The organism is Aminobacter niigataensis (assembly GCF_946995915.1).
GTDB classification, from domain to species: Bacteria; Pseudomonadota; Alphaproteobacteria; order Rhizobiales; family Rhizobiaceae; genus Aminobacter; species Aminobacter niigataensis.
In genome coordinates, this window is record NZ_OX341517.1 from 3220621 (window position 1) to 3244330 (window position 23710).

Genomic DNA, 23710 nt, shown 5'->3' on the forward strand with positions numbered 1-23710 from the left:
GTCAAATCAAAGGGGTAGAGGGAAAAATTAAAGAGAAGAAAGCGGCGCCGAAGCGCCGCTTTTGCCTGGAGGGGCAGAAACTGTTCAGCGCGGGACGCGCGGATTACGCCAGCCGGGAAGCTGGACGCGGGCCGTCTGCACCTTGGTGCGGACGCGATGCGCCTCGTGATGGAGGCTGAAGGCAGTGGCAACAAGCATGGCCAGAGTCATGGCCGCGGCGAGCATGTAGATCATCATGGCGCTGTTCTCCTGCTTGAAACAACGGACGAACCGGCATTTGGTTTCATCTGATATACACAGGGTTTATTCACATCCGCTTGAACCGATCCTGAGATTGCCGTTCATCGTGCATTCATCTCGTAAACCATTGGCCGAAGGTACCGGGTGCCGCCAAAGTGCGCTTCCACCTTTGGCGCCGATGTTCTAGAAGCAGCGCATGACTGATCGCATCGCCATCTATGCCGGGTCGTTCGACCCGCTCACCAACGGCCACCTCGACGTGCTCAAGGCGTCGCTGGCCGTCGCCGACGTCGTCTACGCCGCCATCGGCATCCATCCCGGCAAGAAGCCGCTGTTCGCGTTCGAGGAGCGGGTGGCGCTGATCGAGGAAGCGACGAAGGTCGAGTTCGGCAAGGACGGCGCCCGCATCAAGGTGGTGGCCTTCGACGGGCTGGTGATCGACGCGGCGCGCAAGCAAGGCGCCTCGATCATGATCCGTGGCCTGCGCGACGGCACCGATCTCGACTACGAGATGCAGATGGCGGGCATGAACGAGACCATGGCGCCGGAACTGCAGACGGTTTTCCTGCCGGCAAGCCCTTCGGTCCGCACGATTACCGCCACACTTGTCCGCCAGATAGCCTCGATGGGCGGCGACATCCGCCCGTTCGTACCGGCGGCGGTCGCCGGCGCGCTCACGGCAAAATTCGCGAAATAATTTCGGAGTATCGAACCATGCAGCTCAGAAAGCTTGCCTCGTCCTTCGTCGTCCTTGCCGGCCTGCTCGCAGGATCGGCTGCTGCACTGGCCGCCGAGCCGGAGAACACGATGATCATCACGTTGAAGGGCGGCGACGTGACGGTGGCGCTGCGCCCCGACCTCGCACCCAAGCATGTCGAGCAGATCAAGGCGCTGGTGCGCGAAGGTGCCTACGACAATGTCGCGTTCCACCGTGTCATCGAGGGCTTCATGGCGCAGACCGGCGACGTCGAGTTCGGCGACACGAAGGATGGCTACAGCGGCGACCGCGCCGGCACCGGCGGCTCGAAGCTGCCCGACCTGCCGGCCGAATTCTCCAAGGAGAACTTCAAGCGCGGCGTCGTCGGCATGGCACGTGCCCAAGATCCGAATTCCGCGAATTCGCAGTTCTTCATCATGTTCGATACCGCATCCTCGCTTGACGGCCAGTACACCATCGTCGGCGATGTCGAGAGCGGCATGGAACTGGTCGACGGCATCAAGAAGGGCGATGCGGCCGCAAACGGCGTCGTCAGCGACCCTGACAGCATGATCAAGGTCCGCATCGCCGCGGACGCCAAGTAATCCAAAACGCAAAGAAGGAATTTCACCATGGCCGAGATCAAGGATCGCGAAAACGCGCTGATCATGGAAACCACCAAGGGCAACGTGATCATTGAACTGCTCCCTGACCTGGCCCCCGGCCATGTCGGGCGGATCAAGGAACTGGCACGCGAAGGCGCCTATGACGGCGTGGTGTTCCACCGCGTCATCGACGGCTTCATGGCCCAGACCGGTGACGTCAAGTTCGGCAAGTCGGGCGGCAAGGACTTCAACCCCGGCCGCGCCGGCATGGGCGGTTCGGACAAGCCGGACCTGAAGGCCGAGTTCTCCAACATGAACCACGGCCGTGGCACCTGCTCGATGGCGCGTTCGCAGAACCCGAATTCGGCCAATTCGCAGTTCTTCATCTGCTTCGACGACGCCGGCTTCCTCAACCGCCAGTACACGGTGTGGGGCCAGGTCATCGAAGGCATGGAAAATGTCGACAAGATCAAGCGCGGCGAGCCGGTGCAGGATCCCGACAAGATCGTGTCGCTGAAGGTCGCCGCCGATATCGCGGAATAACAGGCAATGGCTGGCGTTCTCTGGTCGCTTCTCGGGGTTCTGGCGGGCGCCTTCGTTGCCATTCAGGCACCTGTGAATGCGCAGCTGGCGCGCGGGCTGGGAATGCCCGTCGCGGCGGCTGCGGTCTCATTCCTGGCTGGTGCCATCGTGCTCGGCATCATCGCCTACTTCACCGCACGCGCCCAAGGCGTCAGCGTCGACTGGCGCGCCCCGGCGCCGTGGTTGTTCGTGGCCGGCGGTTGCCTTGGCGCTGTCTATGTAACGAGTTCAGTGCTGCTCACGCCGCGCATTGGCGCGGCTGCCCTGGTCGCGTTCCTGGTCACCGGCCAATTGCTGGCCAGCGTGATTGTCGACCGTGCCGGCTATTTTGGCGTTGCCGTGCGCGAGCTCTCGATGGGCCGCATCGTCGGTGCCATGCTGTTGCTCGCCGGGGCAATGATGATCCGTATCTACTGATGCGCGTCGATCTTTTCGATTTCGAGCTGCCCGAAGAGCGGATTGCGCTTCGCCCCGCTGAACCGCGCGATTCCGCTCGCATGCTCCTCGTCAGGCCAGGCGAGGAATTCGCCGACCTCAAGGTGGGCGACCTGCCGTCGTTGCTCGAACCCGGCGATGTGCTGGTGCTCAACGACACGCGCGTCATCCCGGCGCAACTCAAGGGCCGCCGCGTGCGCGGCGAGGCTGTCGCGCATGTCGATGCGACGCTGCACATGCGTGTCGGCCCCGACCGCTGGCTCGCCTTCATGCGGCCGGGCAAGCGCGTTGCCGTCGGCGACCGCATCCAGTTCGACCACAGCGCCGAGGCCTGCATGCTGGGCCAACTCGACGCGACTGTGATCGAAAAGGGTGAGGCGGGCGAAGCGTTGCTGGCGTTCGACGTATCTGGCCCGGTGCTGGACGAGGCGCTGCATGCCGTCGGCCATATTCCGTTGCCGCCTTATATCGCCTCCAAGCGTGCCGATGACGAACGCGACCGGCGCGACTACCAGACCGTCTATGCCCGTGAGGAGGGCGCGGTTGCGGCCCCTACCGCCGGACTGCATTTCACGCCGGAGCTGTTTGCCGCACTCGAGGCCAAGGGTATCGAACGGCAATTCGTGACGCTGCATGTCGGCGCCGGCACCTTTTTGCCGGTGAAGGCCGACGATACCGCAGAACACAAGATGCATTCGGAGATCGGACATGTGTCGGCCGAGACCGCGGCGGCGCTGAATGCCGCCAAGGCGCGCGGCAGCCGCATCGTTGCCGTCGGCACCACCTCGCTTCGGCTGATGGAAAGTGCGGCGCGCGCCGACGGCACGATCGCTGCCTGGTCCGGGCCGACCGACATCTTCATCACGCCAGGCTACCGCTTCAAGTTCGTCGACGCGTTGATGACCAATTTCCATCTGCCGCGTTCGACCTTGTTCATGCTGGTTTCGGCCTTTTGCGGACTTGAAAGGATGCAGGGCGTCTACGCCCATGCGATCGCGGACGGCTACCGCTTCTATTCCTATGGCGATGCCAGCCTGCTGTTCAGGAACGACCGATGAGTGAAGAATTCAAGTTCAACGTGCTTGCCACCGACGGCAAGGCGCGCCGCGGCGAGATCACCATGCCGCGCGGCACGATCCGCACGCCGGCCTTCATGCCGGTGGGCACCGGCGGCACGGTCAAGGCGATGTACATGGACCAGGTGCGCGGCGTCGGCGCCGACATCATCCTGGGCAACACCTATCATCTGATGCTGAGGCCCGGTGCCGAGCGCGTGGCGCGGCTCGGCGGCCTGCACGAATTCGCCCGCTGGCCACATCCGATCCTGACCGATTCTGGTGGTTTCCAGGTGATGTCGCTGTCCAAGCTGCGCAAGCTTAGCGAAAAGGGTGTGACCTTCCGCTCGCATATCGACGGTGCTGCCTACGAAATGTCGCCGGAACGCTCGATCGAGATCCAAGGCCTGCTCGATTCCGACATCCAGATGCAACTCGACGAATGCACCGCACTTCCGGCGACGCCGAAGGAAATCCAGCGCGCCATGGAGCTGTCGCTGCGCTGGGCCGAACGCTGCAAGGCGGCTTTTGGCGACCAGCCGGGCAAGGCGATGTTCGGCATCGTGCAGGGCGGCGACATTCCCGATATGCGCGTGCGCTCGGCGCAGGCGCTGAAGGGGCTCGATCTCAAGGGTTACGCAGTGGGCGGACTGGCCGTCGGCGAGCCGCAGGAGGTGATGCTCGACATGCTCGACATCACCTGTCCCGAGCTGCCGGAGGAGAAGCCGCGCTACCTGATGGGCGTCGGCACGCCCGACGACATCATCAAGTCGGTGGCGCGCGGCATCGACATGTTCGACTGCGTGATGCCGACCCGCGCCGGCCGCCACGGCCTTGCTTACACCCGCCGCGGCAAGGTCAACCTGCGCAATGCCCGCCACGCCGACGACCCGCGGCCGCTGGACGAGGAAAGCGATTGCCCGGCCTCACGTGACTACAGCCGCGCCTATCTGCACCACCTGATCAAGTCGGGGGAGTCGCTGGGCGCGATGCTTTTGACCTGGAACAACCTGTCCTACTACCAGCACCTGATGAGCGATATCCGCGCCTCGATCGAGGCCGGCCGCTTTGCCGACCGCACCGCCGAGATCGGCGAAGGCTGGGCGCGGGGCGATCTGCCGGTACACCCGGGGCAGTGACGCCGGCCGTCTGGCTGATTCAGGCGGCGAACGGATTCATCAGGATGAAGGTCGGATCCTGCCGCTGATGCCGGTTGATCAAGGGCACCAGCCGGACAAAGTGCTCCGACCGGCAATGTGCGTCGAGGGCGGCACGATCGGGCCATTCCTCGACGAAGATGAAATGCCCGGGGTCCTTCTGGTCGATGAAAAGATCGTAGGCGATGCACAGCTCCTCCTGCCGGGTCTTCTCGACAAGCTCGGCATAGAGCGGCATGACGGTTTCGATGAATTCCGCCTTGATGAAGTCCTGGGCGATGACCTTGAGCATGGATGAAGCCTGATCCGATTCTGTTGGTGCCGAGGCCCGGTTTTCACCCTTCGGCCATTGGCTGCAAGACACGTCTGCCCGGCAGCCGACAATCATTCCGCCTTTGATGCGCCGGACTTATGCGTGCGCCCGTGACAGGCTATGTTTTGAATGCCTGCCACGGAGATGCATATGGCCAGTCCTTCGCTGCGAATCCCCACATTCGACGATGTCAAACTAGCCCAGGCGCGTCTTGCGGGGGCTGCGCACAAGACGCCAATCCTGACGTCGCGGACGGCAGATGCGCAAACTGGCGCAACGCTCTATTTCAAGGCGGAAAACCTGCAGAGGGCTGGCGCGTTCAAGTTTCGCGGGGCCTACAACGCGATCGCCGTGCTGGACCAAGCAATGCGGGCCAACGGCGTTGTCGCCTATTCCTCGGGCAACCACGCCCAGGCCCTCGCTTATGCCGCCAGCCTCCTGGGTGTTTCGGCAACGATCATCATGCCCAAGGATGCGCCTGTCATAAAAGTGGCCGCGACCCGGGGGTACGGCGCCGAGATCGTCTTTTATGACCGCTACACCGAAGACCGCGAGAAGATCGCCCGGGGCATCGCGGCCGAGCGCGGCGCGGCGCTCATCCCGCCCTATGACCATGCTGACGTCATCGCCGGGCAGGGCACTGCGGCGTTGGAACTTATCGAGGACACTGGAGACCTCGATCTGCTTGTGGTGCCGCTGGGCGGTGGGGGGCTGCTTGCCGGTTGTGCGTTGAGCGCGCGAGCGCTGTCGCCCGCATGCAGGATTGTCGGTGTCGAGCCTGAGGCCGGCAATGACGGCCAACAGTCGCTGCGCAAGGGGGAGGTGGTTCACATCGCACCGCCGAAATCCATCGCCGACGGGGCGATCGTCACCCATGTCGGTTACCACAACTTTCCGATCCTGAAAGACAAGGTCGATGACATCGTGACCGTCACGGACGCGCAACTGGTCGATACTGTCAGGTTCTTTGCCGAACGCATGAAGATCATCGTCGAACCGACCGGCTGCCTGGCTGCGGCTGCCGTCCTGCATGGCGCACTTGGTTGTGCGGGCAAGCGGGTCGGCATCGTTCTGAGTGGCGGCAATGTGGATTTGAAGGTGCTGAGCACGCTTCTGGCCTAAGGTGTTCTGGGGTTCAGGCGATGCCGCCTGACCGCAAGCCCTGGAGTATCGGGTATTGGCGCACAAGCTGACTTGTCTTATTGCGAAGGCATGGAAGTAAGCGCATCGGGAATTGCATGAACAATCGCTACGGAACCCTGGCATCCTGGGTTTACAACCTGGACAAGCCTGTCGGCAGGTCGTTTGGGGACGTCGAATATTATCGTCAGCGCCTGGACACCTGCACCGGCCCGGTGCTCGAGCCGGCTGTCGGCAACGGCCGATTTTACGTGCCGTTGCTGCAATCAGGCATTTCGGTGGAAGGTTTCGACCCGTCCGAGGAGATGCTGAGCTATTGCCTGAGCGCATGCCGGGAGCGGTCGCTTGATCCGAAGCTGACGCAGCAGAGCTTTGAAAGCTTTGCCTACGATCGGCAATTTGAGGCGATCGTCGTGCCGCTCGGCTCGTTCCAGCTGATCACCGAATTGGCGTCGGCCAAGGCTCTGCTGAGCCGGTTTTTCGACCATCTGGCGCCGAATGGCAGGCTTATGGTCGACCTGGATCCGATCGGCAGCTTCCTGGGGACGAGCGGTTCCGTTCGCAGCTGGAACACCGAAGACGGCGACCTGCTGACGTTGACCGACACCAGGGTCGAGACCGACTTTGTCACCCAGAAAACCGTCTCGCAGCTTCGCTATGAGCATTGGCGCCATACAAAGCTGGTCGATACCGAACTCGAACTGTTCAGCCTGCGCTGGTGGGGCGTCAACGAGTTTGCCCTTTCACTGGCAGAAGCCGGCTTTGTCGACATCGTCGCCTCCGGGAACTACCAACATGGCCGCGTACCGCAGAAGGAAGATGAGACCATCAGCTTCGAGGCACGCCGGCCGGCGTGACGAGCCTGAGCACATGGCGCGACGGCAAACGCCTTGTCGGCGCGCCATCATGTGCTCAGCGAGTTCGAGGCCCTGAGGCTGACGCCGGTGATACGCCAGATGCCGTCGGGCTGCAGTTCGAGCGTGTAGACGGCCTCGTAGTCCTTGCCGTCGGGCCCGACGATGAGCACTTGCTGGGCGATTGCGGTCGGGCCCATCTCCCGGGATTTGCCGAAATCGAAGCTCTGCGGGTGATGCACCGGCTTGTAGCCACCCGTCACCATGCCCATGAAGGTTTCAAGCGTGGGGAAGATGCGCTTCACATTCGGCGCGGCATAACCGTAGGCAGTGGCGTTGTCGCCGGCGCGGAAGGCCTGGAGCTGGCCCGATATGCTGCCCTGCGCCGCCTTGATCTCGGCATCGCCGGCAAGGGCCGGAAAGGCGCAAAGCAAGGTGGCGAAGACGATGGCGGCACGGCGCATGTTGGCGTCTCCCGTTCGATGGCGGGCATTGGCCGGCGCCACGATGACATTGTAACATACGCAGGCGAGCCGTTTGCGGTTTCATGCTACCGGCTCATTGGCCAGCGGCAGAGTGCCCAAGCATTGGCTTGAAAGCGCAGGCTGGTTCTGCGACAAGACCGGCAGCGATGGCAGGGCCGGAACGGACGGTGCGATGAAGACCTTTTTCGTGCAGATCAAATGCGAACTCGGCAAGGCCTATGAGGTGGCGAGCGCACTGGCTGATGCGGAGATCGCCTCGGAGATCTATTCGACCGCCGGCAACTACGACCTGCTCGCCAAGTTTTATGTCGATGACGAGGAAGACATCGGGCACTTCGTCAACGAGCGAGTCCACTCGATCGGCAACATCAAGGACACCTTCACGACGGTGACCTTCCGCGCCTTCTGAGCGCGGCGAGGGCAGGGATACGCTCAAGTCCCCGGCTTTCTGCCAAAATGATGGGCAAATTCCCTGTAATGAAGCCGGCTACGCCTGAAACAGGCGATTGCGCTTGATTTTCTCCCCCGAGGTCATTTCACTGATCTCAGAGGGGAGTTTGCCATTGGTCGCCTTCGACGAAATGCTCCCGGCAGAAGCCGGATTGAGACGGCCCTACGAAGCCTATGATGGCTGGCTCAAGAACCAGGATGCTGCCCGCCTTACCGAAAAGATGCGCGATGCCGAGCGGGTTTTCCGCAAGACCGGCATCACCTTCGCCGTCTATGGCGAGCAGGAGGCCTCCGAACGGCTGATCCCGTTCGACATCGTGCCGAGGATCATCTCCGGCAACGAATGGCGCAGGCTGACGCAAGGCATCGAGCAGCGCGTCCAGGCGCTGAACGCCTTTCTCGACGACATCTACCATCGCCAGGAGATCCTGCGCGCAGGCCGCGTGCCACGCGATCTGATCGCCACCAACGAGGCGTTCCTGCCGGAGATGATCGGGGTCAGACCGCCGGCGGGGGTCTACACCCACATCATCGGCGTCGACGTCGTGCGCATCTCCGAGAACGAGTTCTACGTGCTCGAGGACAATGCGCGCACGCCGTCCGGAGTCTCCTACATGCTGGAGAACCGCGAGACGATGCTGCAGCTCTTTCCCGAGCTGTTCCAGCGCATCAAGGTGCACCCGGTCGAGAACTATCCCCAGTTGCTCAGGCAGTCGCTGGCGGCGGTGCGGCCGAACGGGGTCAGCGGCGCGCCGACGATTGCGGTGCTGACGCCGGGCAGCTTCAACTCGGCCTATTTCGAACATGCGTTCCTGGCCGACCAGATGGGCGTGCAGCTTGTCGAGGGACAGGATCTTCGCGTCGTCGACGGGCGCGTGGCGATGCGCACCACCGAGGGCTACAAGCAGATCGACGTGCTTTATCGCCGCGTCGACGACGCCTATCTCGATCCGCTGACCTTCAAGCCGGACTCGGCGCTCGGCGTGCCCGGCATCATGGACGTCTACCGCGCCGGCAACATCACCATCGCCAACGCGCCAGGCACCGGCATCGCCGACGACAAGGCGATCTATTCCTACATGCCCGAGATCATCGAGTTCTATACCGGCCGCAAGCCGATCCTCGGCAACATCCCGACATGGCGCTGCTCGGAGCCTGACAGCCTGAAATACGTCCAGGAGCATCTCGCCGAGCTGGTGGTCAAGGAAGTGCACGGTTCTGGCGGCTACGGCATGCTGGTCGGGCCGGCGGCGAGCAAGAAGGAGCGCGAGGAGTTTTCCAAGAAGCTCGCAGCCAGGCCGTCGAACTACATCGCCCAGCCGACACTGTCGCTGTCGACCTGCCCGATCCTGACCGAGAAGGGCCTGGCGCCACGCCATGTCGACCTCAGGCCGTTCGTGCTGGTTTCGGACCGTATACGCATCGTGCCGGGTGGCTTGACGCGCGTGGCCCTGAAGGAGGGCTCCCTTGTCGTCAACTCATCGCAGGGGGGCGGAACCAAAGACACTTGGGTTTTGGACGACTAAGGGGACGCTGACAGTTCATGCTTCTGGGACGCACCGCCAACGGCCTCTACTGGATGAACCGCTACATTGAGCGGACCGAAAACATGGCGAGGCTGATCGATGCCGGCCTGCGCATCGCGCTGACCCGCAGCCAGGACGCCTCGGAGGAATGGAAATCGGTGCTGCTTTCGGCGGGAGCCGCAACCTCCTTTGCCGACAAGCACAGCGACTATACATCCGAAAACGTTGCCGACTTCCTGTTGCGCGACATGTCGAACCCGTCGAGCGCGGTGGCGGCGATCGAGACCGCGCGCAACAATGCCCGCATGGTGCGCACCGCGCTGACCCGGGAAACCTGGGAGAGCATCAACGAAGCCTGGATGTCGCTGAAGCGCGTGCTGGCCAGCCCGATCGACCAGCGCGAATTGCCCGGCGTGCTCGACGCCATCAAGCGCGAAACGGCGCTGATCCGCGGCTCGTTCTACGGCACCATGCTGCGTAACGAGATCTTCGACTTCGCCCAGCTCGGCACCTATGTCGAACGCGCCGACAACACGGCGCGCATCCTCGACGTCAAATATTACGTGCTGCTGCCGTCGGTATCGTGGGTGGGCTCGTCGCTCGACAACTATCAGTGGGAGTCGATCCTGCGGTCGGTGGCGGCACACCGGTCCTACCGCTGGGTCTACGAGGCCGAATACAAGCCGACCAACATCGCCGAGTACCTGATCCTCAACGTGCGCATGCCGCGTTCGCTGACCTTCAGCTATCGTTTCCTGGCCGAACATCTCAAATTTCTCGGCGAGGATTATGGCGCGCGGCACCCGGCGCAGGAGATCGCAGAGCGGACCTATGCCAAGCTGCGCGGCACCGAGATCAAGGACATCTTCGAAGCCGGCCTGCACGAATTCCTGGCCGATTTCATCACCGACAATAACCGGTTGGGCGATCAGGTCGCCCAGGATTTCGGCTTCTACTGAGGCGACAATCATATGCGGCTCAAGGTTACACACCGCACGGAATACAACTATGACGAGCCGATCCGCTATGGCTTGCAGCGGTTGCGGCTGTGGCCGGTCAGCGGGCCGGCGCAGACCGTGCTGACCTGGTCGCTGCGCGTCGAGGGTGCGCGCGAGGAGGTGCGCTTCCTCGACCAGTTCGGCAACGACACGCGGCTTCTCAGCATCGACAGCGACCCGCATACGATCAGCGTGGTGGCCGAAGGCGAGGTCGAGACCAACGATGTGGCGGGCGTGTCCGGGCCGCACCGCGGTTTTGCGCCACTGTGGCTTTTCCAGCATGAGACGCCGCTGACGGCGCCGGGCGCGTCTATCCGCCAACTCGTCGCCGGCATGGGCGAGGGCGGCGGACTGGAGCGGCTGCACGCGCTGATGGCGACGATCCGGGACCGCATCGCCTACGTGACCGGTACCACCGATACCCGAACGACCGCCGAACAGGCGCTGGAAAAAGGCACCGGCGTCTGCCAGGACCATGCCCATGTGTTTGCCGCCTGCGCCCGGCTGACGGGTTTCCCGGCACGCTATGTCAGCGGCTACCTGATGATGGACGACACGGTGGAGCAGGTGGCGAGCCACGCCTGGGCGGAAGCCTATGTCGACGGGCTCGGCTGGGTCGGCTTCGACGCCGCCAACGGCATTTCGCCCGACGAGCGCTATGTGCGCGTCGCGGTGGGCCGGGATTATCGCGAGGCGATGCCGATTTCGGGCATCCTGATCGGTCGGGCGCAGGAACGGCTTGCAGTCCACATCACTGTAGAGCAGTAATCCGGCGAGCAAGCGGACCGGAATCGATGACTTACTGCGTTGGCCTGAAGATTGATCGCGGACTGGTGTTCATGTCGGACACGCGCACCAATGCCGGGGTCGACAGTATTTCGACCTTTCGCAAGATGCGTATCTGGGAGCAGCCGGGCGAGCGCGTGGTCGTGCTGATGTCGGCCGGCAACCTCGCCACGACGCAAGCCGTGGTCAGCCTCCTCGACGAGCGGACCAAGGCTGTGGCCGATCGGGCGCCTACGCTGCTCGAAGCACCTTCGATGTTCCAGATCGCGCGGCTGGTCGGCGACACGGTCAAGGAAGTGATCTCGCAGTCGGCTCCCGCCGGACAGACGGCGGATTCGGCGTTCAACGCCTCGTTCATCCTCGGTGGCCAGATCAAGGGCAGCGAACCCAGGCTGTTCATGATCTATCCGGAAGGCAATTTCATCGAATGCAGCGACGACACGCCGTTCTTCCAGATCGGCGAGACCAAGTATGGCAAGCCGATCATCGTGCGCGCCTATGACCGCAAGATGAGCTTTGCCGAAACGGTGAAGCTTTTGATGGTTTCGTTCGATTCGACGCTGAAATCGAACCTTTCGGTCGGCCTGCCGCTCGATCTCGCCTTTTATGAAAAGGACAGCCTGAAGATCGGCCTGAAAAGGCGGATCGGCGCTGACGATCCCTATTACAGGAGTGTTTCCGAAGGCTGGTCGGATGCGCTGAAAGCAGCGTTCCAGAGCCTGCCTGATTTCATCGAGTAGTCGGCCAGCGCCCTATTTCACGTCGGAGGACGACCATGGACAACAACGAGTTTCGCCATTGGTCGGTGAAGGCGGCCGAATGGGGCGTGGACTACCGCACCGGGCTACGTGACCGACCGGTGCGGCCGGATGTCAAACCGGGAAGCATTTTCGGCGCGGTCGCGGCCAGTGCGCCCGAACAAGCCGAGCCGATGGAAGATATCTTCGCCGATTTCGAGGCGACCATCGTGCCCGGCATGACGCACTGGCAGCATCCGCGCTTCTTCGCCTATTTCCCGGCCAACGCTGCGCCCGTGTCGGTGGTGGCGGAATATCTGGTCAGCGCCATGGCAGCCCAGTGCATGCTCTGGCAAACCTCGCCGGCGGCGACCGAGCTCGAGACCCGCGTGGTGGACTGGATGCGCCAGGCGCTTGGCCTGCCTGACGGCTTCACCGGCGTGATCCAGGATTCCGCGTCGCAGGCCACGCTCGCCGCCGTGCTGACAATGCGCGAACGCGCGCTGGCCTGGCAGGGCAACAAGGCAGGGCTTTCCGGGCAGCCAAGGCTGCGCATCTACAGCTCCGATCAGGTGCACACGTCGATCGATCGCGCCATCTGGGTCTCGGGCGTCGGCGAGGACAATCTGGTGCGCATTGCGACGGCAGGGCCCAACCGCGCCATGGCGACGGAGGCACTCGAACGGGCGATTGTCGAAGACCGTGCCGCTGGCTTCCTGCCGGCTGGCATCATCGCCTGCGTCGGCGGCACCAGTGTCGGCGGCACCGACGACATTGCCGCCGTCGCCAGGATTGCCGAGCGTGAAGGCCTCTACCTGCATGTCGACGCCGCCTGGGCCGGCTCGGCAATGATCTGTCCCGAGTTCCGCCACTATTGGACCGGGGTGGAGGGCGCCGATTCGATCGTCTTCAATCCGCACAAATGGCTGGGGGCACAGTTCGACTGCTCGATCCAGTTCATCCGCGACCCTGAAAGCCTGGTCAGGACGCTTGCCATCCGCCCGGATTATCTCAAGACGCACGGCCACGACGGCATCATCAACTACTCCGAATGGTCGGTGCCGCTCGGCCGGCGGTTCCGGGCGCTGAAGCTGTGGTTCCTGCTGCGTGCGCATGGGCTTGAAGGCCTGCGGACGATGATCCGCAACCATGTCGCGTGGAGCGAGAAGCTGGCCGAACGGCTGCGGCGCGAGCCCGGTTTCGAGATCAGCAGCGAGCCGATGCTGTCGCTGTTCTCGTTCCGCCATGTACCCGGTGCCGCCGCCGATCTCGACCAGCACAATCTCGACCTTGTCGAGCGCATCAATCGCGATGGCCGGATCTACCTGACCCAGACACGCCTCGACGGACGCGCGGTGATCCGCTTCCAGGCAGGGCAATTCGAGGCGACGGAGGCCGACGTCGACCACGCATTCGAAGTGATCACCGAGATCGCCCGCGCCGGCTGAGGGCGGCCGGCGATCGGGGAAGGTGCTTCGCCTTTGCTTTCGAAGCGCCTTTTCAGTGCTTTCGTTTTCCCCTATCGTCCGTCAAAACGAAATGAGGGGAATGCCGAAATGTATCTTTCGCCGCGCCAGTCGGAAATCATCCAGCTTGCCAAGGACAATGGGCGCGTGCTGGTCGACGACCTGGCGGCACATTTCCAGGTCACGCCGCAGACCATCCGCAAGGATCTCAACGACCTCTGCGACCAGCGCCTGCTGAGCCGAATCCATGGCGGGGCGCTGTTCCCCTCGGGCATCGAGAACCTGGAATACGAGGCGCGGCGCAAGATCGCGGCCGACGAGAAGGATGCCATCGGCCAGGCGGCGGCGCGTATCATTCCCGACAACGCCTCGCTGTTCGTCAATATCGGCACCACCACCGAAGCCGTCGGAAAGGCGCTGCTCGACCATAAGGGACTGATGGTCATCACCAATAACATCAATGTTGCCAACAGGATGCGGGTATATCCTGACATGGAGGTGGTGATCGCTGGCGGGGTGGTGCGCGGCTCGGACGGCGGCATCGTCGGCGAGGCGGCGGTCGATTTCATTCGCCAGTTCAAAGTCGACTATGCGGTCATCGGCGCCTCGGCGATCGACCATGACGGCGCGCTTTTGGACTTCGATTTTCGCGAGGTGAAGGTGGCGCAGGCGATCATCGCCAATGCCCGTCATGTCATACTGGTGTCGGACCGGACCAAGTTCGAGCGCACGGCGCCGGTGCGTATTGCGCACCTGTCGCAAATGGACACTTTCATCACCGACCACTGCGACATTCCGAGCATTCGCAAGATTTGCGCGGAATCCGATGTCCAGCTTGTCGAAACGAAAAAACCCGCGCCCTTGTGAGCGCGGGTTCCGTTCGACTGCTACGCCTCAGTCAGTAAGGCGAATAGCACTGCTGGCGCGGCCCGTTGTAGGGCTGGAACGTGTTGTCCGAGGCCCGGTAGGACCGGTAACGGTCGTAGCACCACTGCACATGCGAATTGCCGTAGCGGCTCGGCTGGACGTAGCGCGGCTGCGGCTGGTTGGCGATGGCGCCGCCGATGATCGCACCGGCGATGAATGCGCCGGCCGGGAACCAGAAGTCGTTGTGACGGCGATAGCCGGGGCGGTAGTCACGGTAGCCGCGATGACCGTTGAAATAGACCACGTCGCCACGGTCCCTGTAGAAGCCGCGACGCGGCGTGCGGAAATGGCTGGCACTGTCGCTGCGTTCGACGCGCATGGCGCGACGCTTCTTCCAGTAGTTGTCATACTGGACCTGCTGGATGGCAGTGTCGGCCTGCGGCGCCTTGGGATAGTAGGCGGGTGCGGCGGCAACCGGCACGATTGACGCAATCGCAAACGATGCGGCAATGGCCGTTGCCATCAAGCCTGACATAACTTTCTTCATGATGGTCTCCTCGTAGTGTGGCGTCCGCTTGTAGAGGTAAACGGCGCCAACGGGCAAATGTTCCTCGGCCGACACCTGGCAGCCAATAGTGCGAGCTGTCAGCCTTTCACGTGGAAATAATGGCCGGCGGTTCGTTTTGTGCCGCGACTGGCGAATATTGGCGCGGAATCATGCTTGCCGGCCTGCAATCGCTCTGTAGCCATCCGGGTGTGTGTGGTACCTTGGCTGTGCGGCTTTGAGGAGGCGCGGAGAGCGAGAGGGGGTCCGGCATGATGCTGGACAACCGCATTGAGCGCGACATAGACGCTTGTTACGAAGCGGTGTTTGACCCTGCGAGGTGGACGGACACGCTGCACGGACTTGCGCGCTCATTGAACGCCGCCTGCATGATGTTCTACCCCAGCAATCCGGACGCACGCGCCAACGACCCTCGCAACCCGGCCCGCGATTTCACGGAAATGCCGAGTTCCCGAGACTATGGCGACTTGCTGTCCGAATACATCAAGAACCGCTGGTATCTCGGGCATTACCGGGCCGAGCGCGGCATGCCGCTGCTGCGTGCAGGACGCACTGTCGTTACGGAACACGACCTTGCCACGGACGAGGAACGTCGACGACTGCGCCACTACAACGAACTCTACATGGCGTTCGGCCTGCCGGGCTTCGCAATGGTGGGGCTCAAGGTGCACGGCGAGCTTTGGGCAGTGCCGATGCTGCGTGCCAAGGGGCAGGGGCATTTTACGACGGAGGATTCAAGGATCCTTGCCAGGATCGCTCCGCATTTTCGCCGGATGATATCGCTGTCGGAAACCCTGGCCCTGGCGCAGGGGCGAACCGCGCTGGCGACCCTGGAAGCGCTGTCATGCGCAGCCTTCCTGCTGGATTGCGTCGGCAATGTGCTCAGCCACAACAGCATCGCCGAGCGGGTTCTCGGTGACGGCTTGTATCTTTCCGGGCGCCGGCTCAGGGCGGCCAATCATGCAAGCGAGCTGGAATTGCGCAAGCTGGTTCACCAGGCGATCACCCATCGCCGTCCTTCGAGCCTTGATGCAAGCCACGCCGTGGCAATCCGGCGGGATCCGAAACGGCCGTTGCTCGTGGAGGCGTTGCCGACGGCGGGGATCATCGGGGATGTGTTCCAGTCGACCAGCGCCATCGTCATCGTCAAGAATTTCGAGGATCGCCCGCGGACGACGTCGGATCAGCTACGGGGCGCATTCAGCCTGACGCCGGCAGAGACGAAGATCGCGGTGCTGCTGGCTACTGGTGCCGGGCCAGGAACGATCGCTGAAAGCCTCCATCTCTCCAAGGAGACGGTGCGCGCGCACATGAAGATGATCTTCGCCAAGACCGGAACGCACCGGCAGGGGGAACTGGTGGCGCTGACGGCCAACATGGCAGGTACCTTGCCGATGACGTAACCCATTTGGGTGTTTCGGGTCCCGTCAAGGTGACGGATTCTCATGAGCCTTCACAGGAGGATCCCATGAGCAAGAGCATCATCGGACTGTCTGCCTTGGTGGTTGCGCTGATCCCTCTCGTTGGCTGGGCGGAGGAGCTCCCCAAGGATGCCGTGCCGCTGACCGCTTCGGAGGTCCGCGAACTCTATTCGGGCAAGTCGGCCAATTGGAGCAGGAGCCGTGCCTACTTCGCGCCGGACAGCACCTTTCTCATGCATGGCAAGGACAAGAGCTGGTTTGGAGAGGGCAAATGGACCGTCAACGGCAACGAGGTATGCGGCAAACTCAAGCGGACATCGGTCAAGGACGGAAAGTCCAATACTGGTGGGGACTGCTGGGCCTGGTATCGGGTCGGCAAGAAATACATGACATTCTGGAGCGGCGAAAAAGACAAGAAATACGGCTATTATGACTCCGAGCTCAAGAAGATGAGCGCCGGCGACAAGGTCTCCAAGACCGTTGCCGAACTGAAGAAAAAATCCGGAAGCTGACGCGCAACCGACATCACCGCGGATCGCCTCTTGGGCCAGGCCGGCCCGAGAGGCCGTTCCATGTGCTACGTAGGAGTGGAGCCTGTGGGCGCGTTTCTTGCCAGATTGTCTGCGGTTCTCGCCGTCTCGACGAGCCCCGCACATGCCACCAATGTGGACACAGCCATCGTTTTCGCCGTCGACGTGTCCGCGTCCATCGACGCAGCGACGGCGGACATGCAGCGCCAGGGCCATGCAGACGCCCTGATGGCGCCCGAGGTCATTGCGGCGATCGCAAGAGGCACCTTCGGGTGCATCGCCATCACCTATTTCGAATGGGCCGGGCCGGGACACGTCCGCACCGTGCTTCCGTGGACGTCGATCTGCAACCCCGGTGACGCACAGGCTGCCGCGACAATCATCAGTCGCGATGGCGATAGCGGCCGGGGCTGCCTCAGGAATTGCAGCACCTCGATTTCGTTTGCCATCGACCTAAGCCGCATGCTTTTCGAGCAGTATTCCGGGCATGCCGGGAGAAGGGTCATAGACATCTCCGCCAACGGCACCAACAATGACGGCCTTCCTGTTGCACTCAGCAGGTTGCGGGCGATCAGGAATGGCTACACGATCAATGCCATCGCCATGCCCGCCTTCACGCGTGGCGTGGCAAGGGACCTCACCGACTATTTTGCGGAAAATGTCATCGGCGGGCCCGGCGCCTTCGTGGTCAGCCCCGACTCCGTCGGTGACTACGCCGACGCCCTTCGGCGCAAACTCGTGGTCGAGATCAGTTGGTCGATGCCCGACAGATCAACACGCTGAGGTGCGAGGCAGAGCCCAACAACGAGGCGGTTGCGCAAGCATTGCAGTCGATGCAGCCGCAAGGGACGCTATGGGATCGAACTTCGGATCTGAGGGCAAGGGTTGCAGCGTTTCCGCCTACCGAGCTTTCCGCCGACAAGGAGTTGTTCGATCAGCTCAACGATGAATGACAAAAAGCCCCGCTGGCCGGAGCCAGCGGGGCAATATGCAGATAGTGCATATTGGTCAGGGCAGTTTGAAGCCTCCGCCCATCATGAAGGCGACGATGGCCAGGATGATGCCGCTGATGACCAGCTTGGCAATCCAGTTGAGGGTGCCGCTCACACCGTCGATCTTGGCGTCCAGCGTCGAGAACCGCATATCCATGTGCTTGAACTGCTCGTCCTTGCGCGCGTCGGCGATGTCGCTTTGACGCTGCCAAGCTTCGAGGTTCGACAGCCGCCTGTCGCTGGCCGCCGTCTGATGCTCCAATGACACCACACGAGAAAGCAGATCGCCGTCCATCTCCGTTGTCCGTTCGCTCATTTCACCGCCCTTGCAGTCAGCCAGCCCATGAACAGGCCGAAGCCGATCAGCAGGGCATCGTTGATGGGTATGATGAGAACCGTGGCCGTCATAGCTTCCACCCACACAGCCTTTCGCCGGTCTTGAGATAGGCCAGGTGCCGCGCGGCCTCGCCGTCGTTCATGGCGTCGTAGACCTGTTGGCGGTAGCTGAGATCCGGCGCGATCTCGCAGAAGCTCCCCTTTGCCGTCGTGCAGGCCGACAAGCCGGTCAGGACGACAATCAGCAGCAGGATGCGGGTGATGATGTCGGCGAGCCGGCGCTTCATTTGCTGGCCCTCCTGGCGAGTTCGGCGCGCACCTGATCGGCCGGCATGGCACCGACGTCGTTCTGCACCTCGTCGCGGATGTCGCGGGCCTTGGCTTCCTCGGCGGCGTGCTTCTCGCGTTCGAGCCGTGCACCGGTGAGCCGCTGCTTGAAGCCCCAGCCGAGTGCGCCAAGGATGCCGGCCATGATAGCCAGCAGCGTCGGGTTGGAGAGGAACGAAAGGAGCAGCGCCGTCATGTCACTGGCCCGCCGACTGGTTGGGGATCTGATAGACGCCGCCGGCAACCAGAGCACCGACGATCAGGTCACGCACGACCGCATCGAGACCGGGGATGTCGACCGCGAAGTGCCGCAGACCGATCAACGCCCCGATGCCGAACGCCGCGACGAAGAATTTCGAATACTTGCGCATGTCAGTGTCCTATCCTGGAAAAGAGCGCGGCAATCGACTTGCCGATGAGTTGCAGCCAGAAGGCCAAGCCCTTGGCAGGTTCGCGGGATGCAGGCTTGGTCGGCTGCTTTGCCTGCTGTTCTTGCGCCCTGCGAGCATCCTCGGCAGTGCTGGCGGGTTTCGGGGCGGTGCCCTCGGCGCCCAAGAGCGTCAGCTTCACGCGATCAAGCAGCGCCTCGACCGTCTCAGGCTTGACCAGGGATTTGTTGAGGCCGTCGCCGGCATAGAAGGACTGGCCGCGCGAAACCTTGCGGCTTCCGCCCTGTGTCGCCGTCAGAACCGGCAGCGAGGCCCATTCCTGCGCCAGCCGCTTGCCGAACTCGGTGCGACCGATCTTCCCGGCCATGAATGCCTCATAGCCGCGGCGCTTGAGCAGGTGATAGCCAAGCCGGTCCTGGAAATCGGCGCTGAAGACCTGAGCACCGGACAGGTTAAGCTCCTTCGACAGGTCGATCAGCGTGGCCCGCATGAACTGGTAGCGGCCGGAGGCTGACGACCTGAAGCGCCTGGTCCAGTTCTTCTGCTCGTCGATGATGTCGCCGAGCCTCATCGTGGTCAGCGGCTTCAGGAGTTTGCCCTGGTTGTTGCCATAGATCGTGTCGTAGCCGCGAGGCGCTTCAATGCCGCCGATAAAGTCGAGCAGAAGCGCCGCTCCGGTGGGAGCGGTTCTGTCCATGGTGGTTCCTTTTCAGATTGCAGGGAGTGTGTTACCCGACCCAAGGAACTTACTTGGGGGGACTCATGAAAAATCTACTGCTTGCAGCGGGTGTGCTTGCACTCAACGTCGGAGCGGCCGCCGGACAGGATCAGGTCTATGACTGGTCGGGCGCTTATATCGGCGTGCAGGCGGGCCACAGTTGGGGGGATGCGGACCACGTCACACACTCCGCGACACTGTTCCCGTTCACCCACAATGATATCAATGGTTTTGTGGGTGGTGCCTATGTCGGCTTTAACCATCAGTTCCCCAATAAGATCATCGTAAGCGTGGAAGGGGATATCGCTTGGACTAACTTGCAGGGTGGACCAGATCTTTCAGTCAACGCTGCTGGCATCCCTGACGGAGCTGCAACCGCAGAAACCGATGTGGAATGGACCGGTGCTGTTCGTGCCCGGCTGGGGTACTCTGTCGGCCGCGTCCTACCTTACATCGCGGGTGGGTTAGCTATCGCGAAGGCAGATACGAATAGCTCCCGCGGCATGTATCATGGCCAGGTACGTGATGTGTTGGCCGGCTGGACGTTGGGTGGCGGCGCTGAGTACGCGGCGACTGATCAGCTAGTGATGCGCCTCGAGTATCGTTACAGCGATTTCGGACGCGCAAGCGCGACCACATATCCTCCCGTAAATACACTCCAATCAGTCGACCTCAAAACCCACGATGTACGCTTTGGCGTCGCCTACAAGTTCTGACCTCCAAACGATCAGCCATGTGTGGCTCCATTGTGGGTGGTCGGCCGCGGGTGACCTCTAATTCGATATGAGCAAGGTCAATTACGCAGCGGCCGGTTCTGACGCCGTTTCGATTGTGGCGCGCCTTGCGCGAGGCCGCCAACGACTGATGCGCCGTTCAAACCCATAGTACGTAGCAGATGCCAAAATGATCGCGGTCGTCAGAACGCCAGCCACGACAGAGAGAAGGATCAACCACTGGGGTTGTCCTTCCATGCTGGTCTGAATTGGCCGCCCTACTAAAACAATAGCCACAGGATGGATAAGATAGATTCCATAACTGATCTCACCGAAAAACACAGTGACCCGATTCACAACGAGCCGAAATGGATGCAACGCAAAAGCGAGGACGAGGGGCAGCAAGGCCGCACCAGTCAGATGTGGCCAAGGGTGCCACCCATCGAAAACAATCGAATGGCCGCCTAGCTCAGAAAGCAGCACAAGCAGCGCCGGCGACGAGATGAGCAGGCCCAGTGCGGTGCACTTACGAGCCTGTTGCGACCAGCCTTCCATTTGCCGGAACATGTGAAACAACACGATGCCTGCGACGAAGAACGGGGCCTGGCATACAGCGGAGAACCACGCAAATGTGTTGGGCAACGGTGTGAATATGATGCCGGCAAAAACCGCCACTGCCGAAAAGAAGATTAAGGCAACCACCCCTGTCCAGACATTTCGTATCACGAAAAGCAGGACCGGGAAGAAGGCGTAGAAGACCATTTCCGTGCCCAGAGACCATCCGGCAGGAACGATGCTGCCGACTTTCTCGGGCAGGAAATTGAACACGAAAGTCAGATTAAGGACGATGTCCTCGATTGGCGGTGTTTTCCATTGCTGCCACAAATAGGAGTAGGTCAAGATCCAGGCGGCAACCATTAGGTAGAATAGCGGTGCGATCCGGAAAAAACGCCTCAGATAAAAATGCCAACAATCAGAAGCCCGATTTAGACTCCCATTGTATCGAGTGCTGAGAGAGAACGCTGATATTGCGAAGAAGAGCGGGACAGCAATATAGAGCGCCTTGAACCAATCGGGGATACTGTCAAATGGAATTAGTTCCCGCAGTACGACGGTGTGGAAAACAGCTACCGATAGCGCTGCCATCCCTCGCAGAGTATCAAGGCCCTCCAGCCTTCGACTATTCAATTTCCCCGCCCGCCTCCGTAGTGATGCGCAAGGATATAATCAGCGCCGTGGCATTGGTAAAGTCAGCTTGTCCACCATGGAGCGGGACCACGCTGCGGCGTCTGTCGCCTGATAGAAGTCGCATGGGTCAGGTTGACTGTCGGAGAGTCATTCCGGTCATTGAGCGACATTCGCCTAACTGATAGATTTACCCCCGAAGAGCGTGGGCGACACTTACTATGCATGATGCCATCTAATGGGGCTGCTGTCGCACATATCCGCTTTTTTCAAGCCGACCCATGACGCCTCTCAGCCGCAGCAGATTGAAAGCTCGGCGGACATTGTTCCCCACAGGTCGGCCCGCATCGTCGCCAATATCGGCTCAGAACGAGAGCGTCGCCTTCGGTCGCTTTTCGAGCAAGACGGCTATCAATCGCGAGACATCTCTTTCAGGCATCTAGCGAATTGCGTCCTGGACACCAGCTCAGGTCTGGTCGTTCTGAACGATGGTCGCATAGACGAAACGGCTCGACATATTGCCAGCTACTTTGTTGACACGACATTGGAAGATCTGCCGCGGCGGGTTCAGAATGCGGCCACGTCCACCGTGCCTGATCGTGTCATCCATGTATTTCACCGTTCTTGCGGCGCCTATGGGCACTTCGTGCTGGACGGACTCTGTGCGATCGCACTTCTAAGCGATCAGATTAGGCGCGAAGGTCTGAAGGTACTGGTCCCCGACTTCCTGCCGGCGTGGGCGAGCAATGCGCTGGCCGATGTCGGGTTCGACGAAAGCAAGATATTGCGGGCTCAAGGAACTGTGCGGTTCCGCCATATGGTGATGCCCAGCACTGTGACCGCAACCAATTGCTTCTTGCCCAGCCCCACATCTATGGACGCGTTAAGGAAACTAGCCAAACCATCAGACGAAGTCGATCACTCGCGCCGCATCTACCTGTCGCGCGAAGGTGCATACTCGCCCCGGACAGCCAAGAATGAGGCAGACGTTATTGCGTTGTTCGTTGATGCCGGGTTCGAGATTATCGGCCCGGCAAGCCTAAGCTTCCGCGAGCAGATCAACCTATTTGCAAGCACCAGGATCATTGCCGGCAACCACGGCTCGGCTTTTGCCAATATGGTCTTTACGCCACCAGGCGCGCAGATCATCGACTTGATGCCTGAGCACTGGGTCGGTTATTGGGGCGACAGCGGGACGCCCGAGAGGTGGCTATTCAACCTTACAGCCGCGTGCAGTCACGATTATTCGGTGATCCTCAGCCCCTCCACCATGGAGGGGGACCCATACATCCCGAATGTCTCGACGAAACTGGCAAAAGTGGAAGCTGAGACGGATTTGGATGCTATCCGCACCGTGCTCGCGGGTTTATCCTAGAAGCCGAAGATCCTCTGGATAAGCCCTTTTGGCTTGTAGGATTTCCTGAGGTCCAACCCGTATTGATAAAGTTCCCTGTCGAGGGCCGTGAACTCTAACAGCAGGTCCATCGTTGCTTGCGGCAGCCCTTCGGTACTAGGTCTGTTTGCGCTGGAGTTAGCGCGAACCAACTCAACCTTTCCACATCCCAAGGCCTTGAAGATGGCCGCAGCGTCATCGTCAAATCGTTCCACGAAAGCGATATAGTCAAAGGTACTGAGGTGGAGTTTGGCCATTGCCAACATCTCGGTACCATCGAACTCATCGACCACCCTGGACGGCTTGTCGGCAAATTCGGCACCACGGCCATACGCGAGCTGCCACGTCTGGTGGTTCCAGAACATCTCTCGGTAGACCGGCTCAGGGCAGTGTGCGAGCCTGAGAAACGCTTCCAGCCCTTCTTCGCGGGCTACATCGTAAAATGGCGATTCCCCGGCGGGACGTCCTGCGCTGAAGGAGTAGAGGGACAATACCCGCTCAATGGGATCGCGCAGAAACGTGAAGCAATACCGATCAGGCATCAAGGGTCTGGCGAATTCGTACCCGAAATGCCCGGAAACGAAGTCAAGGGTGCCGCACGCCGCGACGCCCAACTCCTCATAATCTGCGTGGCTGGTTACATTGTCGGGCCCGTAAAATTGCCGAGCAATATGCTGGATTGAGGTCCCAGCCGTCTTCTGGGTATGCAGGAATAGTGCCCGCCGCAAAAATCTAGCTCCCTCAATTG

31 protein-coding genes are annotated in these 23710 nt (G+C 61.5%); 20 read left to right on the plus strand and 11 right to left on the minus strand.

The features are described from left to right. Positions 1 to 84 precede the first annotated feature (84 nt). On the minus strand, positions 85 to 237 hold the full coding sequence (locus O1Y97_RS15700; protein ID WP_183260992.1) for a hypothetical protein: 153 nt from the start codon (positions 235 to 237) through the stop codon (positions 85 to 87). Positions 238 to 436: 199 nt separating this feature from the next. Here O1Y97_RS15700 and coaD point away from each other — a divergent pair, with 199 nt between their 5' ends. Genes coaD through tgt form a run of 6 tightly spaced genes read left to right on the plus strand, consistent with a single transcriptional unit; the run spans position 437 to position 4753 of the window. After that, positions 437 to 937, plus strand: a complete 501-nt coding sequence (coaD, locus tag O1Y97_RS15705) for a pantetheine-phosphate adenylyltransferase (RefSeq protein WP_108608063.1) — start codon at positions 437 to 439, stop codon at positions 935 to 937. Between the two features lie 17 nt (positions 938 to 954). After that, positions 955 to 1542 carry a peptidylprolyl isomerase gene (locus tag O1Y97_RS15710; RefSeq protein WP_318761617.1) on the plus strand — a complete coding sequence of 196 codons (588 nt, stop codon included), beginning with the start codon at positions 955 to 957 and terminating at the stop codon, positions 1540 to 1542. 27 nt (positions 1543 to 1569) lie between these two features. Next, positions 1570 to 2085: a peptidylprolyl isomerase gene (locus O1Y97_RS15715; protein ID WP_108608065.1), complete on the plus strand. Its 516-nt coding sequence runs from the start codon at positions 1570 to 1572 to the stop codon at positions 2083 to 2085. 6 nt (positions 2086 to 2091) lie between these two features. Further along, positions 2092 to 2541, plus strand: a complete 450-nt coding sequence (locus O1Y97_RS15720; protein WP_108608066.1) for a DMT family transporter — start codon at positions 2092 to 2094, stop codon at positions 2539 to 2541. After that, on the plus strand, positions 2541 to 3617 hold the full coding sequence (queA, locus tag O1Y97_RS15725) for a tRNA preQ1(34) S-adenosylmethionine ribosyltransferase-isomerase QueA (RefSeq protein ID WP_318761618.1): 1077 nt from the start codon (positions 2541 to 2543) through the stop codon (positions 3615 to 3617). The genes O1Y97_RS15720 and queA overlap by 1 nt, the downstream gene beginning before the upstream one ends. Then, positions 3614 to 4753, plus strand: coding sequence for a tRNA guanosine(34) transglycosylase Tgt (gene tgt / locus O1Y97_RS15730; protein WP_318761619.1), 1140 nt, complete (start codon positions 3614 to 3616; stop codon positions 4751 to 4753). Before queA ends, tgt begins: the two co-directional genes overlap by 4 nt. 19 nt (positions 4754 to 4772) lie before the next feature. Here tgt and O1Y97_RS15735 read toward each other — a convergent pair whose 3' ends face one another. Next, positions 4773 to 5063: a putative quinol monooxygenase gene (locus O1Y97_RS15735; RefSeq protein WP_318761620.1), complete on the minus strand. Its 291-nt coding sequence runs from the start codon at positions 5061 to 5063 to the stop codon at positions 4773 to 4775. Between the two features lie 171 nt (positions 5064 to 5234). Between O1Y97_RS15735 and O1Y97_RS15740 the strand changes: the two genes are divergently transcribed. Together O1Y97_RS15740 and O1Y97_RS15745 are read left to right on the plus strand one after the other, a co-directional pair. Next, a complete protein-coding gene (locus O1Y97_RS15740) occupies positions 5235 to 6206 on the plus strand; it encodes a threo-3-hydroxy-L-aspartate ammonia-lyase (RefSeq protein WP_245439386.1) in 972 nt (323 codons plus the stop codon). A 116-nt stretch (positions 6207 to 6322) separates the two neighbouring features. After that, positions 6323 to 7081 carry a class I SAM-dependent methyltransferase gene (locus O1Y97_RS15745; protein WP_318761621.1) on the plus strand — a complete coding sequence of 253 codons (759 nt, stop codon included), beginning with the start codon at positions 6323 to 6325 and terminating at the stop codon, positions 7079 to 7081. A gap of 47 nt (positions 7082 to 7128) precedes the next feature. On the opposite strand, the gene O1Y97_RS15750 is transcribed toward O1Y97_RS15745, so the two are convergent. Next, positions 7129 to 7542: a DUF4864 domain-containing protein gene (locus O1Y97_RS15750; protein ID WP_318761622.1), complete on the minus strand. Its 414-nt coding sequence runs from the start codon at positions 7540 to 7542 to the stop codon at positions 7129 to 7131. 193 nt (positions 7543 to 7735) lie between these two features. On the opposite strand from O1Y97_RS15750, the gene O1Y97_RS15755 reads away from it, so the two are divergent. From O1Y97_RS15755 to O1Y97_RS15785, 7 genes are all read left to right on the plus strand, one after another. Then, complete coding sequence (locus O1Y97_RS15755; protein WP_108609892.1) at positions 7736 to 7972, plus strand: Lrp/AsnC ligand binding domain-containing protein; 237 nt, start codon at positions 7736 to 7738, stop codon at positions 7970 to 7972. Positions 7973 to 8126: 154 nt separating this feature from the next. Further along, positions 8127 to 9539 carry a circularly permuted type 2 ATP-grasp protein gene (locus O1Y97_RS15760; RefSeq protein WP_183261005.1) on the plus strand — a complete coding sequence of 471 codons (1413 nt, stop codon included), beginning with the start codon at positions 8127 to 8129 and terminating at the stop codon, positions 9537 to 9539. A 17-nt stretch (positions 9540 to 9556) separates the two neighbouring features. Further along, positions 9557 to 10498, plus strand: a complete 942-nt coding sequence (locus tag O1Y97_RS15765; RefSeq protein ID WP_108608073.1) for an alpha-E domain-containing protein — start codon at positions 9557 to 9559, stop codon at positions 10496 to 10498. 12 nt (positions 10499 to 10510) lie between these two features. After that, positions 10511 to 11305: a transglutaminase family protein gene (locus O1Y97_RS15770; protein WP_108608074.1), complete on the plus strand. Its 795-nt coding sequence runs from the start codon at positions 10511 to 10513 to the stop codon at positions 11303 to 11305. Positions 11306 to 11331: 26 nt separating this feature from the next. Then, positions 11332 to 12063 (plus strand): proteasome-type protease, encoded by a 732-nt coding sequence (locus O1Y97_RS15775; RefSeq protein WP_108608075.1) that lies wholly within the window; start codon positions 11332 to 11334, stop codon positions 12061 to 12063. A gap of 35 nt (positions 12064 to 12098) precedes the next feature. Next, positions 12099 to 13508 (plus strand): pyridoxal phosphate-dependent decarboxylase family protein, encoded by a 1410-nt coding sequence (locus O1Y97_RS15780; protein WP_318761623.1) that lies wholly within the window; start codon positions 12099 to 12101, stop codon positions 13506 to 13508. A gap of 108 nt (positions 13509 to 13616) precedes the next feature. Next, the gene (locus O1Y97_RS15785) at positions 13617 to 14393 is read left to right on the plus strand and encodes a DeoR/GlpR family DNA-binding transcription regulator (RefSeq protein WP_055976737.1); all 777 of its coding nucleotides are present in this window, start codon (positions 13617 to 13619) and stop codon (positions 14391 to 14393) included. Between the two features lie 31 nt (positions 14394 to 14424). Here O1Y97_RS15785 and O1Y97_RS15790 read toward each other — a convergent pair whose 3' ends face one another. After that, a complete protein-coding gene (locus O1Y97_RS15790; protein ID WP_318761624.1) occupies positions 14425 to 14940 on the minus strand; it encodes a BA14K family protein in 516 nt (171 codons plus the stop codon). Between the two features lie 269 nt (positions 14941 to 15209). Between O1Y97_RS15790 and O1Y97_RS15795 the strand changes: the two genes are divergently transcribed. From O1Y97_RS15795 to O1Y97_RS15805, 3 genes are all read left to right on the plus strand, one after another. Continuing rightward, on the plus strand, positions 15210 to 16361 hold the full coding sequence (locus O1Y97_RS15795; RefSeq protein WP_108608077.1) for a helix-turn-helix transcriptional regulator: 1152 nt from the start codon (positions 15210 to 15212) through the stop codon (positions 16359 to 16361). A 65-nt stretch (positions 16362 to 16426) separates the two neighbouring features. After that, positions 16427 to 16891, plus strand: a complete 465-nt coding sequence (locus O1Y97_RS15800; protein WP_318761625.1) for a DUF995 domain-containing protein — start codon at positions 16427 to 16429, stop codon at positions 16889 to 16891. Between the two features lie 84 nt (positions 16892 to 16975). Further along, positions 16976 to 17692 (plus strand): DUF1194 domain-containing protein, encoded by a 717-nt coding sequence (locus O1Y97_RS15805; protein WP_245439388.1) that lies wholly within the window; start codon positions 16976 to 16978, stop codon positions 17690 to 17692. A gap of 225 nt (positions 17693 to 17917) precedes the next feature. On the opposite strand, the gene O1Y97_RS15810 is transcribed toward O1Y97_RS15805, so the two are convergent. From O1Y97_RS15810 to O1Y97_RS15830, 5 genes are all read right to left on the minus strand, one after another. Next, on the minus strand, positions 17918 to 18196 hold the full coding sequence (locus O1Y97_RS15810) for a hypothetical protein (protein WP_318761626.1): 279 nt from the start codon (positions 18194 to 18196) through the stop codon (positions 17918 to 17920). Positions 18197 to 18305: 109 nt separating this feature from the next. Continuing rightward, positions 18306 to 18524 (minus strand): hypothetical protein, encoded by a 219-nt coding sequence (locus O1Y97_RS15815; RefSeq protein ID WP_318761627.1) that lies wholly within the window; start codon positions 18522 to 18524, stop codon positions 18306 to 18308. Beyond that, positions 18521 to 18760, minus strand: coding sequence for an ABC transporter permease (locus tag O1Y97_RS15820; protein WP_318761628.1), 240 nt, complete (start codon positions 18758 to 18760; stop codon positions 18521 to 18523). Before O1Y97_RS15820 ends, O1Y97_RS15815 begins: the two co-directional genes overlap by 4 nt. A 1-nt stretch (position 18761) precedes the next feature. Then, positions 18762 to 18935 carry a hypothetical protein gene (locus O1Y97_RS15825; protein ID WP_318761629.1) on the minus strand — a complete coding sequence of 58 codons (174 nt, stop codon included), beginning with the start codon at positions 18933 to 18935 and terminating at the stop codon, positions 18762 to 18764. A 1-nt stretch (position 18936) separates the two neighbouring features. Beyond that, positions 18937 to 19650 (minus strand): lysozyme family protein, encoded by a 714-nt coding sequence (locus O1Y97_RS15830; RefSeq protein WP_318761630.1) that lies wholly within the window; start codon positions 19648 to 19650, stop codon positions 18937 to 18939. A gap of 65 nt (positions 19651 to 19715) precedes the next feature. Here O1Y97_RS15830 and O1Y97_RS15835 point away from each other — a divergent pair, with 65 nt between their 5' ends. After that, a complete protein-coding gene (locus O1Y97_RS15835; protein ID WP_318761631.1) occupies positions 19716 to 20387 on the plus strand; it encodes an outer membrane protein in 672 nt (223 codons plus the stop codon). An 81-nt stretch (positions 20388 to 20468) separates the two neighbouring features. On the opposite strand, the gene O1Y97_RS15840 is transcribed toward O1Y97_RS15835, so the two are convergent. Next, entirely contained in the window at positions 20469 to 21572 is a 1104-nt protein-coding gene (locus O1Y97_RS15840) for an acyltransferase family protein (RefSeq protein WP_318761632.1), read from the minus strand. Positions 21573 to 21807: 235 nt separating this feature from the next. Between O1Y97_RS15840 and O1Y97_RS15845 the strand changes: the two genes are divergently transcribed. Next, entirely contained in the window at positions 21808 to 22944 is a 1137-nt protein-coding gene (locus O1Y97_RS15845) for a glycosyltransferase family 61 protein (RefSeq protein ID WP_318761633.1), read from the plus strand. On the opposite strand, the gene O1Y97_RS15850 is transcribed toward O1Y97_RS15845, so the two are convergent. After that, a complete protein-coding gene (locus O1Y97_RS15850) occupies positions 22941 to 23690 on the minus strand; it encodes a sulfotransferase family 2 domain-containing protein (RefSeq protein WP_318761634.1) in 750 nt (249 codons plus the stop codon). The two genes, O1Y97_RS15845 and O1Y97_RS15850, sit on opposite strands and share 4 nt — an antisense overlap. Positions 23691 to 23710 lie beyond the last annotated feature (20 nt).